The sequence below is a fragment of the Limnobacter litoralis genome (assembly GCF_030160455.1).
Lineage (GTDB): Bacteria > Pseudomonadota > Gammaproteobacteria > Burkholderiales > Burkholderiaceae_B > Limnobacter > Limnobacter litoralis.
In genome coordinates this window covers 271,957-289,157 of the sequence record NZ_BSOJ01000015.1, presented here as the reverse complement: position 1 = coordinate 289,157, position 17,201 = coordinate 271,957, and the positions used below count along the sequence as shown (strand labels likewise).

The 17,201-nt window shown below is 55.4% G+C and carries 14 protein-coding genes and 1 tRNA gene; 11 read left to right on the top strand and 4 right to left on the bottom strand.

Annotated features, from left to right (window positions below):
- Positions 1-77: 77 nt before the first annotated feature.
- The 6 genes from purL (at position 78) to QQJ87_RS08425 (ending at position 8,809) form a co-directional block, all read left to right on the top strand.
- Positions 78-4,121: a phosphoribosylformylglycinamidine synthase gene (gene purL / locus QQJ87_RS08450; protein WP_284281195.1), complete on the top strand. Its 4,044-nt coding sequence runs from the start codon at positions 78-80 to the stop codon at positions 4,119-4,121.
- A gap of 8 nt (positions 4,122-4,129) precedes the next feature.
- Positions 4,130-4,786 carry a uracil-DNA glycosylase gene (locus QQJ87_RS08445; protein ID WP_284281194.1) on the top strand — a complete coding sequence of 219 codons (657 nt, stop codon included), beginning with the start codon at positions 4,130-4,132 and terminating at the stop codon, positions 4,784-4,786.
- Positions 4,776-6,674, top strand: coding sequence for an excinuclease ABC subunit UvrC (gene uvrC, locus QQJ87_RS08440; RefSeq protein ID WP_284281193.1), 1,899 nt, complete (start codon positions 4,776-4,778; stop codon positions 6,672-6,674). The genes QQJ87_RS08445 and uvrC overlap by 11 nt, the downstream gene beginning before the upstream one ends.
- A 53-nt stretch (positions 6,675-6,727) precedes the next feature.
- Entirely contained in the window at positions 6,728-7,297 is a 570-nt protein-coding gene (gene pgsA, locus QQJ87_RS08435) for a CDP-diacylglycerol--glycerol-3-phosphate 3-phosphatidyltransferase (protein WP_284281192.1), read from the top strand.
- 21 nt (positions 7,298-7,318) lie between these two features.
- On the top strand, positions 7,319-8,677 hold the full coding sequence (locus QQJ87_RS08430; RefSeq protein WP_284281191.1) for a DUF3422 family protein: 1,359 nt from the start codon (positions 7,319-7,321) through the stop codon (positions 8,675-8,677).
- A gap of 42 nt (positions 8,678-8,719) precedes the next feature.
- Positions 8,720-8,809: transfer RNA gene (locus tag QQJ87_RS08425), tRNA-Ser, on the top strand.
- 51 nt (positions 8,810-8,860) lie between these two features.
- Here the strand turns inward: QQJ87_RS08425 and QQJ87_RS08420 are convergent.
- Positions 8,861-9,985 (bottom strand): hypothetical protein, encoded by a 1,125-nt coding sequence (locus QQJ87_RS08420; RefSeq protein WP_284281190.1) that lies wholly within the window; start codon positions 9,983-9,985, stop codon positions 8,861-8,863.
- Between the two features lie 96 nt (positions 9,986-10,081).
- Complete coding sequence (locus QQJ87_RS08415; RefSeq protein WP_284281189.1) at positions 10,082-10,879, bottom strand: tetratricopeptide repeat protein; 798 nt, start codon at positions 10,877-10,879, stop codon at positions 10,082-10,084.
- A 125-nt stretch (positions 10,880-11,004) separates the two neighbouring features.
- Between QQJ87_RS08415 and QQJ87_RS08410 the strand changes: the two genes are divergently transcribed.
- From QQJ87_RS08410 to QQJ87_RS08390, 5 genes are all read left to right on the top strand, one after another.
- Positions 11,005-11,361, top strand: coding sequence for a hypothetical protein (locus QQJ87_RS08410; protein ID WP_284281188.1), 357 nt, complete (start codon positions 11,005-11,007; stop codon positions 11,359-11,361).
- A 92-nt stretch (positions 11,362-11,453) separates the two neighbouring features.
- A complete protein-coding gene (locus tag QQJ87_RS08405) occupies positions 11,454-11,798 on the top strand; it encodes a hypothetical protein (protein WP_284281187.1) in 345 nt (114 codons plus the stop codon).
- Positions 11,795-13,162 carry a TolC family protein gene (locus QQJ87_RS08400; RefSeq protein WP_284281186.1) on the top strand — a complete coding sequence of 456 codons (1,368 nt, stop codon included), beginning with the start codon at positions 11,795-11,797 and terminating at the stop codon, positions 13,160-13,162. The genes QQJ87_RS08405 and QQJ87_RS08400 overlap by 4 nt, the downstream gene beginning before the upstream one ends.
- Before the next feature lies 1 nt (position 13,163).
- Positions 13,164-14,585: a multicopper oxidase family protein gene (locus QQJ87_RS08395; RefSeq protein WP_284281185.1), complete on the top strand. Its 1,422-nt coding sequence runs from the start codon at positions 13,164-13,166 to the stop codon at positions 14,583-14,585.
- Positions 14,586-14,605: 20 nt separating this feature from the next.
- Positions 14,606-14,902, top strand: a complete 297-nt coding sequence (locus QQJ87_RS08390; protein ID WP_284281184.1) for a copper-binding protein — start codon at positions 14,606-14,608, stop codon at positions 14,900-14,902.
- On the opposite strand, the gene QQJ87_RS08385 is transcribed toward QQJ87_RS08390, so the two are convergent.
- Entirely contained in the window at positions 14,903-15,559 is a 657-nt protein-coding gene (locus tag QQJ87_RS08385) for a DUF305 domain-containing protein (RefSeq protein ID WP_284281183.1), read from the bottom strand.
- A 7-nt stretch (positions 15,560-15,566) separates the two neighbouring features.
- Positions 15,567-17,093, bottom strand: coding sequence for an LVIVD repeat-containing protein (locus QQJ87_RS08380; RefSeq protein ID WP_284281181.1), 1,527 nt, complete (start codon positions 17,091-17,093; stop codon positions 15,567-15,569).
- Positions 17,094-17,201 lie beyond the last annotated feature (108 nt).

Genomic DNA, 17,201 nt, shown 5'->3' with positions numbered 1-17,201 from the left:
TTCTCGCCATTAAGTCAGTGGGGTGGGTGCATAACCTTTATAATTCAACATTCACTCAATCTTTCATCCAAGCCGTCATGTCTCTCGCTTTGTCCTCTGAAGATCAATTTGTCGTGTCTACCCTGTGGGGCGCCCGCGCACTGTCTGCTTTTCGTGCTGAAGGTCTGCTCAAAAAGCTTCAGGCGGTCAATCCGAATGTGACGGGCGTGGCGGCTCGGTATGTGCATTTTGTCGCCAGCAAAGCGGCGCTGTCCAGCGCCGAGATGAAAGTGCTTGAGGGTCTTCTCGATTACGGCGACCCCGCTGAACAATTGAACGGTGTCACCTTAGAGTGCGTGGTGGTGCCACGCCTGGGTACGGTTAGCCCCTGGGCCAGCAAGGCCACTGACATCGCTCACAATGCAGGCCTTGAAGGCGTGGTTCGCATGGAGCGTGGCGTGCAGTTTCAGCTTGAGTTCAAGAAGGGCTTGCTGGGCGGCGCAAAAGTACCGGAAGGCGCTGCGCTGGACGCCTTGAAGGCCTGCCTGTTTGACCGCATGACTGAAACCGTGCTGCCAGACGATTTCAAGGCTGAAAATTTGTTCGTTTCGCTGCAGGGCAAGCCCCTGCAGATCGTTGAACTGAACGGTGATCGCGCTGCCTTGGTGAAGGCCAACAGCGAGTTGGGTCTGGCGCTCAGCGACGATGAAATTGATTACCTGATGGACGCCTACAAGGCGATGGGCCGTTCGCCCACCGATGTTGAACTGATGATGTTTGCGCAGGCCAACTCTGAGCATTGTCGCCACAAAATATTCAACGCCAGTTGGGTGGTTGATGGCAAGCCGGAGGACATGTCGCTGTTCGGAATGATCCGAAACACCCACAAAACCACGCCGCAGGGCACCGTGGTGGCCTACTCGGACAACGCAGCAGTGCTGGAAGGGGGGCAGGCCGACCGCTTTTTTGCAGACGCAGATGGTGTTTATCGCCCTCACACAGAATTGACGCATTACCTGGCGAAAGTGGAAACTCACAACCACCCCACTGCCATTTCGCCTTACGCGGGTGCGGCAACCGGCTCGGGCGGTGAAATTCGGGATGAAGGCGCGACAGGTCGCGGTGCGAAGCCCAAAGCCGGTCTGTGCGGATTTACCACTTCCAGCCTGCGCTTTGGTGCGCCGGAAAGCTGGGAATCCGGCGTAGATGCCACCTTGCCGCTGGAAAAGCGGGAGGGCTTGAACGCAGCCGCCGTTGGTTTGCCCAGCCGCATTGCCAGTCCTCTTCAGATCATGATCGAAGGCCCAATTGGTGCGGCCAGTTTCAACAATGAGTTTGGTCGCCCAAACCTGGGTGGCTACTTCCGCACCTACGAGCAACATGTGGGTGACACGGTGTACGGCTATCACAAGCCCATCATGATCGCCGGTGGCATCGGCAGCATTCGCGACAATCACACCCACAAGATCGACCTGCCTGCCGGCGCCTTGTTGATTCAACTCGGCGGCCCTGGCATGCGTATCGGCATGGGTGGCGGCGCAGCTTCCTCCATGAACGCAGGTACCAACACCGAGGCGCTTGATTTCGATTCTGTCCAGCGATCCAACCCTGAAATGCAGCGTCGCGCCCAAGAGGTGCTTGATCGTTGCTGGACCCTGGGTGATAACAATCCCATTCTGTCCATTCATGACGTGGGTGCAGGTGGTTTGTCCAACGCATTCCCTGAGTTGGCTGACACGGCGGGCAAGGGTGCCACATTCAACCTGCGCAAGGTCAATCTGGATGAGTCGGGTTTAAGCCCTGCCGAGATCTGGTGCAACGAGTCTCAAGAGCGCTATGTGTTGGGCATTGCGCCTGAGTCTTTGTCGCTGTTTGAAGCCTTGTGCGCCCGTGAGCGTTGCCCGTTCAGTGTGGTGGGTCAGATCACCGACGAATTGCAGTTGAAAGTGCTGGACGAACAGTCTGAAGTCAGCCCCGTGGACATGCCCATGGAGGTGCTATTGGGCAAGGCCCCGCGCATGGAGCGCAACGACAAGCGACAAGCCCCCAAGGCAGCTCCGATCGATCTGGCCAACATCGAAATTGCACCGTGTGTGCAGGGTGTGTTGAAGCACCCCACGGTGGCTTCCAAACGTTTTTTGATTTCGATTGGTGACCGCACCGTGGGCGGTATGACTGCCCGCGACCAAATGGTTGGACCCTGGCAAGTGCCAGTGGCCGATGTGGCCGTTACCCTGAACGATTTCACCGGTTACACTGGTCAGGCCATGACCATGGGTGAGCGCACGCCGTTGGCAGTGCTGAATGCACCTGCGTCTGGTCGCATGGCCATTGCCGAGGCGCTGACCAACCTGCTGGCAGCCCCGGTCGACAAGCTTGAGGATGTGAAGTTGTCAGCCAACTGGATGGCTGCCTGTGGCACGGCAGGGCAAGACGCGGCCTTGTTTGACACCGTGAAGGCGGTCGGTATGGAGTTGTGTCCACAGCTTGGCCTCGGCATTCCCGTGGGCAAAGACTCATTGTCTATGCGCACCCGTTGGCAGGAAGAGGGTGTCAACAAGGAAGTGTTGTCGCCCGTCAGCTTGATTGTGTCCGCTTTTGCCAAAGTGAATGACGTTCGCCAGACCCTGACCCCTGTGCTGGACACCACGGAAGACACGGTGTTGGTGCTGGTTGATCTTGGGCAGGGCAAGCAGCGAATGGGCGCCAGTGTCTTGGCGCAGGTGCTCAACCAGATCGGCGAGGCGACACCCGATGTCGACAATCCTGAAGCCATCCGCAGCTTTGTTGACGCCATGAAAGTGTTGCGCGCTGAGGGCCTCGTCAAGGCCTATCACGACCGTTCAGATGGCGGTCTGCTGGCCACCCTCAGTGAAATGGCCTTTGCCAGCCGTTGTGGGGTGTCAATCAACCTCGACATGCTGACCATCGACCCCACCATGGCCGATTGGGGTGATTTCAAGATTCGCCCCGAACAGGTCAGTGTGCAGCGCAATGAAATCACGCTGAAAGCCCTGTTCAACGAAGAATTGGGCGTGGTGTTGCAGGTGCCAGCGCAGCGCAAGAGTGAAGCCATGAACGTGTTGCGCAAGCACGGCCTGAGCGCACACAGCCACATTGTGGGCAAGCCCAACGATCGGGATGTCATTGAGTTTTATCGCGATGCGAAGTGTGTGTACTCTGAAAGCCGTACCACTTTGCAGGCCTTGTGGGACGACACCTCCTGGCAAATTGCCAAGCGCCGCGACAATCCGGCTTGCGCCGACTCCGAGCACGAGGTGGCTGCCCAGTTGCCCGATTCGCTGGTCTGGAAGCCTGCATTCGACACTCAAGAAAACCCGGCAGCGCCCATGATCAAAAGCGGTGCCAGGCCACGCGTCGCCATTTTACGTGAACAAGGCGTGAATGGTCAGCTGGAAATGGCTGCCGCCTTCACCTTGGCCGGCTTTGAAGCGGTGGACGTGCACATGAGCGACCTGTTGACGGGCAAGCATCAGCTGGCGGGTTTCAATGGTTTGGCCGCGTGCGGTGGCTTTAGCTACGGCGACGTTTTGGGCGCGGGCGAAGGATGGGCAAAAACCATTCGTTACAACGCCGTGCTTGCTGATCAGTTTGCTGCGTTCTTTCAGCGCGAAGACGTTTTTGGTTTGGGCGTTTGCAACGGTTGCCAGATGATGGCCACATTGTCTGATCTGATTCCGGGTGCAGACACCTGGCCGCGTTTGATGCGCAATGAATCCGAGCAATACGAAGCGCGCTTGGTGCAGGTCAAGGTGCACAAAACACCGTCCATTTTGTTGCAAGGCATGGAAGGCTCGGTGATTCCGGTGGTTGTTGCGCACGGCGAAGGTCGAGCCGATTTCAGCCGCCAGGGCAAGATGGATCAATTGCTGGCCGGCGGTTTGATGGCGGTTCAGTACACCAACTCCAAGGGTGAGCCCACTCAGCAGTATCCATTCAACCCCAACGGTTCGCCCAATGGTCTGGCTGGCTTTACCACGCCGGATGGTCGATTCACGATTATGATGCCGCACCCCGAGCGTGTGTTCCGCAGCGTGCAAATGAGCTGGCACCCTGGTGATGCTGGCGAGTTTTCACCCTGGATGCGCATGTTCTTCAACGCCCGCAAAGCCATGGGGTAAATTTGAAGGTGGACCAGCATTGGCCCTTGGGCGTGTTTGATGTGCAGTGCACGGCCTGCCCAAGGCTGGCCAGTTTTCATGAGGGCAACCGCACCAGGTATCCTGACTTTTTCAATGCGCCTGTTCCGCCGTTTGGGGACCCTTCAGCGCAATTGCTGATCGTAGGGCTGGCACCTGGGTTGCAAGGCGCCAACCGCACCGGTCGGCCGTTTACGGGCGATTATTGTGGCGACCTGCTTTACAGCACGCTCCACAAGTTCGGGCTTGCCAACCGGGCAGTCTCGGTTGCGGTGGGTGATGGATTTCAGCTGGTGAACGCCCGTGTCAGCAACGCTGTAAAGTGTGTGCCCCCGGAAAACAAGCCTACGCCTGCCGAAATCAAAACCTGCAATCGTTTTTTGAGCCATGAATTGGAAATCAGCCAGCCCAGGGCTGTTCTCGCCTTGGGGTTGGTGGCCCATCAGGCTGTCATCAAAGCTCAGGGCCTTGCCCAGTCTGCTTTCAAGTTTGGTCACGCCGCACAACACCAGCTGTCTGCATTTCGACTGTTCGACAGTTACCATGTCAGCCGTTACAACACCCAGACCGGCCGCTTGACCGCGCCCATGTTTGAATCGGTGGTGCAGGCAGCCTGCGAATTTCTGGAGCACGGCCGTGGTGGATGAACACGCTGAATTTAACATCGCCGAGTTTTTGAAACAGCTGACGACCCGGCCGGGCGTGTATCGAATGATCGACGCCAACGGCGTGGTGATGTATGTGGGCAAGGCCAAGAACCTCAAAAAGCGGGTGTCGTCGTATTTTCAAAAGACGCACGCCAGCCCCCGCACTGCGCACATGGTGGAGCGCATCGTGAGGGTGGATGTAACGCCGGTGCGCACAGAGGCAGAAGCCCTGCTGCTTGAAAATAACCTGATCAAAAGCCTGAATCCGCGCTACAACATTCTGTTTCGGGATGACAAGTCTTACCCGTACCTGCGCCTGACCAATCACCAGTTTCCACGCGTGGCCTATTATCGCGGTGCTGTGGACAAAAAGAGCCAGTTCTTTGGCCCTTATCCAAATGCCTGGGCCGTGAAAGAAAGCATTCAGATATTGCAGCGCGTGTTTTTGCTGCGCACCTGCGAAGACACCGTGTTTGCCCACCGGTCCAGGCCCTGCCTGCAGGCCCAAATACAGCGCTGCAGTGCGCCATGTGTGGGCCACATTTCCCCAGAAGATTACGCGCGCGACGTGGCTGCCGCCAGCCGTTTTCTTCGCGGTGATCACAAGTCGGTGCTGGCTGAACTGGAAGAAAAAATGCTGGAGGCCAGCGGACTGCTGGAATTCGAGCGTGCCGCCATGTACCGCAATCAGATTTCAGCCCTTTCACGTGTGTTGCAAAAGCAATCGGTCGACACCACCGGTGGCGACGACGACGCCGATGTCATCGCCGTGGTGGTCAAGGACGGCACGGTGTGCGTGAATCTGGCCATGGTGCGCGGTGGTCGGCACTTGGGTGATCGGCCGTTTTTTCCGACCATCGCACAGGTGGACGACGACATGGCCAACGAAGTGCTGGAGGCATTTCTAAGCCAGACCTACGTGGACCGGCCTTTGCCCGCCGTTCTGGTGGTCAATCAGGACCTGGATGCCCCAGAATTGATGGCCGCACTCAGCGAGCAGGCCGGACGACGTATTCATTTGATACGCCAGCCGCAGGGTGATCGCAAAAAATGGCTGGACATGGCCATCGACAACGCGGTAATTGCCATTGAGCGGAGAGTGGCTGAGCGCGGTTCTGCCCAATTCAGAACCCGCGCCTTGTGTGATCTGCTTGGGCTCGAGAGTGTGCTGGAAGAGCAGATTCAGCAACAAGGCAATGTGGATCAGCCCGACAGCGATGCGCCAGTGGACATACTGGCCCAGCTGCGCATTGAGTGTTTCGACATTAGCCACACTGCAGGTGAAGCAACCCAGGCCTCGTGTGTGGTGTATCACAGCCACGACATGCAAAACAAGGAATACCGGCGGTACAACATCGAGGGCATTACCCCCGGTGACGATTACGCGGCCATGCGCCAAGCCCTGACCCGTCGCTACCAGCGCGAAGGCAAAGCAGACATGCCCATGCCGAACGTGGTACTGATCGACGGTGGAAAAGGGCAAGTGGGCATTGCGCGCGAGGTGTTTGAAACCCTCGGGCTGGACATCAGTCTGATTGTGGGCGTTAAAAAGGGTGAAAACCGAAAAGTGGGCCTCGAAACCCTCGTGTTTGTGGACGGCCGCCCTGACCTTGAGCTGGGCGTGAACAGCCCAGCCCTGATGCTGATTGCTCAAATTCGAGACGAAGCCCATCGCTTTGCAATCACAGGCATGCGCGCCAAGCGTGCCAAGGCAAGACAGGCCTCTGCGCTGGATGAAATTGAAGGCATTGGTGCCAAGCGCAAACAGAAGCTGTTGGTGCGTTTTGGAGGGCTGCGTGGCGTCAAGGCGGCAAGCATCGAGGATTTGCTGACGGTCGAGGGTATTTCCCGAACCCTTGCCGAAGAGATATACCGGCGTTTGCACTAGTTCCCTGCTATATTCTTGACCATAACAAAACGACAACAGAAGAGAAGACAGTCATGCCTTTGAATATGCCCATGTTGCTGACCTGGATACGGATCGTCTTGATCCCGTTGGTGGTGGGCGTTTATTTTCTGCCAGACACCCTGATGACTGTGGACATGCAAAACTGGGTAGGCGCCTGGATTTTCGTGGTAGCCGCGGTGACCGATGCCTTTGACGGCTATTTGGCACGCCGCTGGAATCAGACCTCTGCATTTGGCGCTTTTCTGGACCCCGTTGCAGACAAATTAATGGTGGGCGCTGCACTCATCGTATTGGTGGATTTGAACCGCATTGGCCCATTCATCGCGCTCATCATCATTGGTCGTGAAATTACCATTTCAGCACTGCGCGAGTGGATGGCCAGCATTGGCGCACGCAACAGCGTGGCCGTCAATTCACTGGGCAAGTTAAAAACCATTGCGCAGATGGTGGCCATCCCGATGTTGTTGGCCGACTCAAGCTGGATGGGCATTGATCTTGCCTTTCTTGGAACGCTGCTGATTTATGTGGCCGCAGTGTTGACGGTTTGGTCCATGTGCTACTACCTCATAAAGGCCTGGCCCAGCATTCGCGAAAAAAGCTGACGCAGCTCACGCGTCGAACTCATGAACAAAAACAAACAATTACCCGAAGCGTACCCGCTGCGGCAGTCACTCAACGACGAAGTGCATTCCCGGCCAACCGAGGTGCTTTGGCCGCAGGAAAGGGTGTTTCACATTGCCTTGCTGGTTCAAAAGGACGTGACGGCCCAGATTGTTGAGCAACTGAAGAAGTTGATCGACTATTGCGGCTGCCCCGAGGTGTCGGATCTTGAACTTTCTGCACCTCAGGTGAATTTGAACCTGAACCTGGGCGAAGCAGCACTGCGTCTGCGGCTCGAAAAGCACAACGAGTTCATTAGCCTCACCTTTTTTGAGCGTGCAGACCACGCCATCGTGTTTGATCGCCCTGTGACCCGACGCCTTCCACCCAGTTGGCTTGCGGCGTTGCCCGGTGTCATGTTGGTCGCTATTGAGCTGTTTGTTCAAAAAACCACCAAGGTGCGTGAGCCCCACGAGGTGGCTGGTTACTTTGATGGCAACACCTTGATCGGTGGCATGATCGCCAATGGCGCTGGTCAAGCCTTTTCTGATTTGCGGATTGCGGATCGTGGCGCCACCCGTATTCTGATTTGTAACTTGAAAATGGGTTCTCGTCAGCTTGGCCGTGTTGTGCAGCGTCTGATCGAAATGGAAACCTATCGGATGATGGCACTGCTCAGTTTTCCGGTTGCGCGGTCCGCCATTCCCAAATTGACGTCTTACGAAGAACAATTGGTGCGCCTGGCCACCGACATGTCGAACACCAGCAAGCCCGAGGTGTTTTTAACGGTGACCGCCGAAGACTTGGAAATGGATCGTCAGCTGCTTTCACAGCTGACCGATCTGGCTGCCAAGGTTGAACAGCTTAGCGCTGAAAACCGCATGCGTTTTACCGCAGCCGAGGCTTACACGGATTTGGTGAAAAAGCGGATCACCGAGCTTAAGGAGCTGCCGATGTCTGGCATGCAGACCTTTGGTGAATTCATGGACAGACGTCTTGCCCCAGCCATGAAAACCTGTACCTGGACCGCGCGGCGTCAGGATGAGCTGGCCGCGCGTATTTCACGGATTACCCAGCTTTTGCGCACCCGCGTCGAAATCGAACGGGAATCACAGAACCACCGTTTGCTGACGTCCATGGACCGGCGTGCCAAATTGCAGCTGCGTCTTCAGGAAACGGTTGAAGGCTTGTCGGTTGTCGCCATTTCCTACTACGGTGCCAGCGTGTGTGGATACATAGCCAAGGGCCTGAAAGAACTGGGTATTTTGCACATTTCGCCTGAAATAGTGATTGCGGTGGCCATTCCTTGCATTGCGATCACGTCATTCATGAGTTTGCACGCCATGAAAAAACGCCTTGGTTTGGATGAAAAACACGATTAGTTCTTGTACCCACTGATTGAATGTGGTTATAATTGCGGGCTCGGAAGCTTGGCAGAGCGGTTGAATGCACCGGTCTTGAAAACCGGCAGGGGTGCGAGCCCCTCCAGGGTTCGAATCCCTGAGCTTCCGCCAATTCGAAAAAACCCGCCCTTGTGGCGGGTTTTTTGTTTCGGCAGCGTGGTGTCAGTTGCAGGCAAAGCAGATGGGTGCTTCTCGGCTGGCGTCTATACAACCACCTTGGGCATACACCCCTGCGGGGTCTCGATAACGCATCATGTTGTCGGCAATAAGCGCCAGCCTGTCTTGATTTTGAAGTGTCTTTGCCACCTCTTGCGCAACAAGGGTTTCGTCGATTGTTGCCATCCCCGTTGCGTTGCTTGAAAGTCCATCTCGCCAGTGATAAACCTCCACGCATTTGGTCATCAGGCTAAAGGGCTTTTGTTTGTCCCAGAAATTCGTGAATTTGCCTTGACCCAAATAAATGACCCATGAGCCCTCATAGCCGGCCACATCGGAGGAGGGAAGGTCTGGATTTTTGAACCAGACCCGATCACCCGGTGTGTAAAAACGCATGGGAAATGGGTTGTCCAGCGAGCCCGATTCAACTAGAAAGTGTTCGTGAAAACGGCTCGATTGAAGTGGTTCAATGTTCCACTGTTGCAGCAGTTCAGTGTACTGCCTGGGCCGCCTTTGCCGAAGTACCTTTGAGATGCCCAGCAAGATGACATATTCAGTGGCTCGGTAACACGAAAAGGAAAATCTGTCGCCAGAAAGTGCGGGCTGTGTGGTGAACTCAAGTGCTTCCACCAAATCCTTTCCCGCCTTCAGCGTAAAGCCTTTGTCTTCGTCGTAGGACCAGAACTGGGTAGGTCGATGAACCGCTTCCGTGTGAAAATTCATCTCGGTTTTTGCTGCAGCCTGAGCGATTTCTGCCCGCATTTCCAGATGTATGTTCAATTCGTCGAGCGACGTGAATTCTGCCGGAAACGGGTTGGCCAGCATGCAAATCAGGATTTCCGTGAGCGGGCGCAGTGCGGGTGGTGATTGTCGGTATTCCGGACTCACCTGTATTCTTGCTGTGTCCTTGTCTGGTAGCCAACGGACCAGCCAGTCCATCTTCAGGCAAACCTGTAGCACATCACCGCCTTCCAGCGAGTGCCAGTCCACGATGTGTGAGAGGCCGTGCCTGTTGAACAATTGCCATAGCGCATCCGTGTGAATTGATTGTCGGTTGCGGGTGATCTTGATGCCGCTGAATGGGGTGGCATGAACCTTTTTTTCAGGCCGTGGAAAGGGGCGGCTAGCCATGGTCGATGTGTTTTAAGTATTTATTAAGCTGATATTTAGACCAATCACACGAGTAAAGTTCCATGGGTCCTAGCGTAATTTCAACCGTTTTCGCAACTAGTTCCAGGAGTCATCGTTGCTGGTGTCGTCAAAGTTGTTGTCGTTCCAGCTACTGTCATCTTGCAGCCCAAAGTCGTTTCCTCCCATGTCGTAGTTCGCTTTACTTTCATTCGGAATTGTTGCCAATGAGTTCAAAGCTTGTCCATTCCCGGATTGATGTCCGTCCAGAATGCGGTTCATCAATGCCTCGCCTGCAACCACGCCCGCACCCATTGCGGCACCCGTTGCTAGGCTTCCGAGAAGCCCAGAGCCGCCACCGCCTTGTGGGCCAACAGGTGGATTGGCGTAACCGAATCCACCTGAAGTGGGGAAATTGCCGGGTATCTGTGCAAGTGCTGGATCAGGTCTATTTCGATTGCGCATAAAGGCAATCAATGAAATCGCAAACAGGGCAATTGCAAGCCATAGTCCCCAAGGCAAGCCGGTTCTATGAGTTAGAGAGGAAGAGCTTGCGGCTGGCCCTGTTGGACCTTGCAGTTGGGTCTCCAAAGCTACGACGGCCTCAGGTTTTGCAAAGCCCATTGAGGGTTCAAGTGCCTTCGCCCTGCCAAATTCAACCCGTGCACGTGCTAGATCCCCTTGTTTTGCTGACAGCTCTGACTCAACGAAGTGGGCCTTTGCGCTGTTGGGGTGATTTTTCAGGACTATGTCCATCATGGACTGTGCTTGGCTCAGGTGGCCAGATTCTGCAGCTTGATACACCTCTTTGATGGTGGGCTCGCTGGCTGCACAGGCCAAGCCAGTTGCCATAATTAATAAGGCAAACAATGTGGAAAACAACGCCGATTTTTTCATGGTGCCATGCCCTTTGTTAAGTGAGTTAGCTGGCAGCTTTAACGCACGAACACAGCCTTCGGCGGACAGATGACGCATCGGTCAGATGATGGTAGACTGTAGGAGTTATATAGGTTGTAATTCATGTGAAAAACGTTTTTGTCGCCTTTTTGCTTGCCTTGACCATGCTGATTCAAAGCGTGGCGATGGCTGCCATGCATGCGCCAACGTTCAGTGCGAGTGGCACAAAAGCTGCTGCGCTTCATCAAGTTGAGGTGGCCTCCATATCGATGGATTGTCACGACATGGGCAAACACGGCAGCCAGCCTGGCGACATGAAACACAATTCGCCGTGCGGTCAGCATTGCGCCATATCCGCCGGATTTCTTCCTTCTGAAGTATTGCACTTCACCGACGTTCAAAGCCCCGTGTTTGGGGCTCAAATTCTTCCCAGCCCTTTGCAGGCGGAGCTTGCTCGTCTGGAGCGACCACCCAAAGCTTGATTTCCCCAGCCTTGATCGCACGGATTTAGGACGCTAGCGTGTCCTGATCCTGTTTCAACGCGTCTCTGCATTGAGACAAGCAGGAAATCAATATGTACAAATTTGCATTTTACAAAACGGCCTTGAGTGCTGCCTTGGCACTGCTGGCTATGCCCCTCTCCGTCAAAGCCGAAGCGCTCGGCGGCGAAGGCAATCTTCTAGGTGGCTACCAACGCTACTCAGAGCCCAAGCTACAGAACTGGAACCTCGCCAATCAGCGGGTTCGTGACCATGGTGGCTGGCAAAACTACGCCATGGAGCCCTATCAGGATCAGCCTGAGACAAGCGCGCCAGCCAGTGCGACCCAAACCGCACCTCAAGCCCCTGCAGCCAACCCCCCAGGCCACATGGACATGAAAATGCACATGCACATGAACGGGCATGGAGGTCAGCCATGAAAAGGTCTTTGATTTGCATGGCCACGGCTTTGGCCTTGAGTGCCTGCACGACTGTGAACATGAAAGACGATTTGGGTCAGGTTAACGGACAATACTCGTCGTTTACAGCGGGCAATGCGCAGTTGTTCATGAATGCTGAAGAACAGCAACAAGCGCGTGAGCAGGCGGAGGCACTGTTGGCCAAGCCGCTTGACATGGCTTCGGCTGTGAAGGTCGCCTTGCTCAACAGCCCTGACTTTCAACGGGTATTGGCCATGCACTGGGCGCAGGCCAGTGCAGCGGCTCAAGGTGGCCGCCTTGGCAATCCGGTTTTTACATTTGAAAGACTGGCTTCAGTCGATGAACTTGAGTTGACTCGCACCTTGAGTTTTGGCTTGCTGGATGTGCTGACCTACCCCTTGCGCAAAGGGGTGGCCGACCGCAATCTGAGGCTGGAACAATTGAGACTGGCCGCAACCGTGGTGGATCAGGTGTCGATGGTTCGGAAGGCATGGGTAATGGCGGTGTCGGCACGCCAGATGGCGGTTTATTCGCGCCAAGTGCTGGACAACGCTGAAATTGTGGCTGACCTGGCGAAGCGATTGCAGGCCGCTGGCAATTACAGCCGTTTCGAGGGTCTGCGAGAGCAGGTCTTCTACGCGCAGGCAGCTGCGGACTATGCCGTGATGCAAAACAAAGCCAGCCAGGCCCGCGAGACTCTTGTTCGGGCACTGGGGCTGAGCAATGAACAGACCGCACAATTGAAATTGCCAGAGCGTTTGCCCGATTTGCCGAAGCAGCCAGCACCACCTGGAAATTGGGGGGCTGAGGCCCTGCGCACGCGACTCGATGTTCAGTTGGCCAAGGCCGAATTTGACTACGCCACCCAAGCGCAGGGTGTGGGCAAATTGTCGAGCTTCACCGACGTGGAATTGGGTTTGCGCCGCAAGACTGTCTTCAACGACAGCAACGGCACCAACACCACACCCACCGGGTATGAATTGGGTATTCGTTTGCCATTGTTTGATTGGGGTGGTTTGAAGCGGTCTGAAATGAAGGCGGGCACCCTGGCCGCAGCCAACCAGATGGAAGCGGCTTTGCGCAACGCGGGCTCTTCACTTCGAAGTGCCTATTCCAATTATCAAACCGCGTATGCAATTGCCCATCAATACCAGGATGAAATCGTACCCATGCAGAAGACGCTCGTCGATGAGGCCCAGCTTCGTTACAACGGCATGATTGTGGGCACCTTCGAGCTGTTGGCCGAAAACAGAAACATGATTGCAAGCGTCATGAAGGCGATCGAAGCGCAATCGGATTTCTGGATGGCCGACGGTGAATTGCAGGCTGAGCAGGTCGGCAGACCCGCCAACAGGGGACAATGAAATGAATTCAAGACGAGAGTTTTTCAAGAAAACGGCAATGACCGGCGGCGCTGTGGCCGCAGCAGCCGTCAGCAAAGTGGCGCTGGCCGCCATTCCTGAACCGGTTATCCAGACCTCACCGGACACCATGCCGCCACTACATCCAGACACGGGGCGGCCCTACAACCCGGTGGTCACCCTCAACGGCTGGACTTTGCCTTGGCGCATGCACAATGGCGTCAAAGAATTTCACTTGGTGGCTGAACCCGTGGTGCGTGAAATGGCACCTGGAATGAAGGCGCACCTGTGGGGTTACAACGGGCAAAGCCCGGGGCCCACGATTGAAGTGGTTGAGGGCGACAAGGTGCGAATTTTCGTAACCAACAAATTGCCGGAGCACACCAGCGTACATTGGCACGGGCAGCGCCTGCCCAATGGCATGGATGGCGTGACCGGCCTGAATCAGCCGGGCATTGCCCCCGGTAAAACCTGGGTGTACGAGTTCGTGGCCAGACGCCCCGGTACCTTCATGTATCACCCCCATGCCGATGAAATGAGTCAAATGGCCATGGGCATGATGGGCATGTGGATCACGCACCCCAAAGTGCCAAGCGCCTTGATTCGTGAAGCGGATCGAGATTTCTGTTTCATGCTCAATGGGTACGACATTGAACCCGGTGCTTACACGCCGAAGATCATGACGATGCTGGAGTTCAATCTCTGGACCTGGAACAGCAGGGTGTTTCCGGGCATCAGCCCACTCTGTGTGCGCAAAAACGACCGGGTGCGCATTCGAATTGGCAACCTGAGCATGACCAATCATCCAATTCACATTCACGGGCATGAGTTTGAGGTGACAGGGACCGATGGCGGTGCCGTGCCCTTGGGGGCGCGTTGGCCTGAAGTGACGACCGACGTTGCCGTGGGTCAAATGCGGCAAATCGAGTTCATCGCCAATGAGGAGGGTGACTGGGCCTTTCATTGCCACAAAAGCCACCACACCATGAACGCCATGGGGCACAAGGTGCCGACATTCATTGGTGTTGACCACACTGGTATCAGCAAGAAAATGGTGAAGTTGTTGCCCGATTACATGGCCATGGGCGACCGCGGCATGGGTGACATGACCGAGATGGACATGCCACTGCCTGAAAACACGGTTGCAATGATGACAGGCGACGGACCCTTTGGCTCGGTTGAAATGGGAGGCATGTTCAGTGTGTTGAAAGTCAGGAAAGACCAGAAGCCTGGCGATTACAGCGACCCGGGCTGGTTCAAACATCCCGACGGCACTGTGGCCTATGAATTCAAGGGGCTGGTGCGTGAGCCGCAGCGCAATTCATCGGCTGGCAAAGGCAGCATGCCGGTGAAATATTCGGCCGATGTCCCGAAGAATCTGGAAGTGAAAGTCAGCAAACCCGGCTCAAGCATGAGCCACGAGTAATTTTTAAAGGAGCAATACACATGAAATTGACGACATTGACCAAGCCACTGTTGGTGGCCTGCCTTCTTGGCTTGAACGCGATTGCGCATGCAGCAGACCCCAATGCAGAAATGGTGCAGGGCGAGGTGAAGAATGTGCTTGCCGACCAAGGCAAAGTGACTCTTAAACACGGCTTGATCAAGAGCATGAAAATGCCGCCAATGACCATGAATTACAAGGTCAAAGACCCCGCCATGTTAAAAGACCTGCAGAAAGGGGATCACGTTGAATTCCAACTGGATTCAGACATGGTCATTGAGGACATTCACAAGAAGTAACTAGTGGTGGCGCTGACGCAGCAGGGCATGAATCCACACCAGTTCATCCCGCTGTGCAGCCCACATGCTTGCAGCCATGTTCCGTACAACGGGGGTTGACGCATTGCGCCGCGCGTAGTCGAGCATGGGCAATGCCGCGCTGTGGTGGGCGGCCATCAAATGAAGGAACTGCGTGTTGGCTGCATCAGGCGGGCTTTGCGCCAGTTCATTGATTTGTGCCATTGTGGCCAATCCTTCCATGCCCAAGCCAGAGGCATTGCAACGGCTGATGAAGGCGAGGTCATCCAGCGTGGCGTGGGGAATCATCCAGTCCATCTGGATTTTTTGAGGGATCACCGGCGCGTTCCAGGACAGCAACAGAGCACGAAACATACCTGTCTCGGTTCGCTGCTGGGCTGCGATTTGATGCGCCAGCTGTGCCACTTGCCCTTGCGCTTTGGGCAACACCAGTTCAGCCAGTGTGATGGCCTGATCGTGGTGATAATTCATCATTTTCAAAAACGGAATATCCGTTTGCCACAGCGCGTTCTGCGTCTGTTGGCTTTTCCAGTGCTGAACGAAAAGGGCGACACAAGCGCCCAGAATGGCGCCTACCAAAGCGACCAGAAGGATCGACTGGCAAGGTCTTTTTTGAAGAAACGGATGGCTCTGAGTCATCTTTGCCTTACTGGAAAGGATAGACGCCTCTCTCAAACTGCAGCACCATGAAACCGTTGTCCTGACAGGTCACCCAAAGCTGATTGCCCCTGAATTCGGGCGGCGAAGAGCACCAGTCTGCCGACAGGTCTGGCCCAATGCTGAGCTTGGTGGGCACGCCCAGCCCAAGATTTTGAACGTCACTGACCGAGGGGCCGTAACCGGCAGGGCTTCCTGCGTGTTCAGAGCCAGGTAATACAGCGGTTTTTCCTGTTTGTGCAGGTGGGTTGTAGTACGCGATTTCCTTGGGTTGCAGCGGGTTGCGAATGTCAAAGACCCGCACACCCGATTGAAAATAACCACAGGCCAGGGCTTGCGGATCGTTGGTGCGGTCTACGCTGCAATAGTGTGCTTCGTAGCCAAACAAGCCGTTGTTGCCGAGGTCCTTTTGTCGAAGGTCAACATGCGCTGGCTGCTGTATTTGAAGACGTATTTTGGACAGGATGGTGGGTTTGGTTTCGTCCGAAATATCGAGGATCCGCGTGGCACCTGTTCCGAATTCGTCCACCACAATGAGCCGCGGCTTGCCCTGATAAAACACCGGTATGGTGTGCTGGGAAATGTTTCCGTCTTGCCAGAAAATCTGTCCCACCGGTTTAATGATGGGCAGCGGTTTTCGATTCTGGATGTCGCTGACGTCCAGAATAATCACGCCGGCTGGCGCTGCACTGGTCAGGTACATTCGTGTGCCATCGGCGTTGAATGAAAACCCGTGGTTGGGCAGCAGGCTATTGCCGATGTAGACAATGCGAGGACTGGCCGGTTTGCTGATGTCAATTGCAGTGATCGTTCCCCCGGCTGAGCTGGTAGACCAGTAAGTGTTGCCATCCGGGCTGAAATTGCCCTCATGACCAATGAAGTTGGCAGGCACACTCAGCGATCCTGCCAATCCGTTTAGCAGGCGAGGGTGGGTGCAATCGCCAGAAATGTCGTAAATGTCAATAAAGCCGAGTCCTTCGATGGGACCGCCCGCCACCCCTGCCAGCAACTGTCGTTCAGGGTTGACTTTCAGGCTTTCCCACGTGCCAGCCTGAAAGGCTGTACTGGTTAAGCTTTCAACATACGCAGGCGCTTCGGGTTTGCTCACATCCACCACTTGCACTCCCTGCATTTTCTTGCTCAAAGTGCCCGCAAATGCCGTGGCCATGTAGGCACAGTTTTTATAAACCGGATTGACCCAACTGGCGCCTTCGCCCTGGAACTGACCTATTTTTTTCAGGTTGCAGTTGTAACCTTGTTCACTGCGCCCGCTGGTTCGGTCTTCAATCGGCACACGCCCTTGAACAGGCCCCTCTGGCAGGTCACCACTGCTACAGTTTTGAACCGGACTGACCTGCAGTGTTTGTGTCTCCTGAGTTGAAACCACTGAGCCCGAGACGCTGGCTTGACCATTGCTGCCGTCGCCTCCGCAGCCCGACAACAGGGCGGCTGACGCGAATACAAGCGACAGACAAATGTGAGTGCGTTGCGTTTTTTGCAGAGTTTTCGGGGGCATCTTTCACAGGGCGGTTGTGGTTGTCTGAGTCATTGATACCCATGGGTAACCAGTTTTAGATGTCATCGCATTCACCCATCCCCCCAAATTAGGATGGCCCTTTTGCGT

Coding starts and splice junctions, on each gene's coding strand:
- QQJ87_RS08385 (WP_284281183.1), bottom strand. CDS start 15,559: ATGACTCAGAGCCATCCGTTTCTTCAAAAAAGACCTTGCCAGTCGATC.
- pgsA (WP_284281192.1), top strand. CDS start 6,728: ATGCCTTTGAATATGCCCATGTTGCTGACCTGGATACGGATCGTCTTG.
- QQJ87_RS08405 (WP_284281187.1), top strand. CDS start 11,454: ATGTACAAATTTGCATTTTACAAAACGGCCTTGAGTGCTGCCTTGGCA.
- purL (WP_284281195.1), top strand. CDS start 78: ATGTCTCTCGCTTTGTCCTCTGAAGATCAATTTGTCGTGTCTACCCTG.
- QQJ87_RS08430 (WP_284281191.1), top strand. CDS start 7,319: ATGAACAAAAACAAACAATTACCCGAAGCGTACCCGCTGCGGCAGTCA.
- QQJ87_RS08380 (WP_284281181.1), bottom strand. CDS start 17,093: ATGCCCCCGAAAACTCTGCAAAAAACGCAACGCACTCACATTTGTCTG.
- QQJ87_RS08390 (WP_284281184.1), top strand. CDS start 14,606: ATGAAATTGACGACATTGACCAAGCCACTGTTGGTGGCCTGCCTTCTT.
- QQJ87_RS08420 (WP_284281190.1), bottom strand. CDS start 9,985: ATGGCTAGCCGCCCCTTTCCACGGCCTGAAAAAAAGGTTCATGCCACC.
- QQJ87_RS08415 (WP_284281189.1), bottom strand. CDS start 10,879: ATGAAAAAATCGGCGTTGTTTTCCACATTGTTTGCCTTATTAATTATG.
- QQJ87_RS08395 (WP_284281185.1), top strand. CDS start 13,164: ATGAATTCAAGACGAGAGTTTTTCAAGAAAACGGCAATGACCGGCGGC.
- QQJ87_RS08400 (WP_284281186.1), top strand. CDS start 11,795: ATGAAAAGGTCTTTGATTTGCATGGCCACGGCTTTGGCCTTGAGTGCC.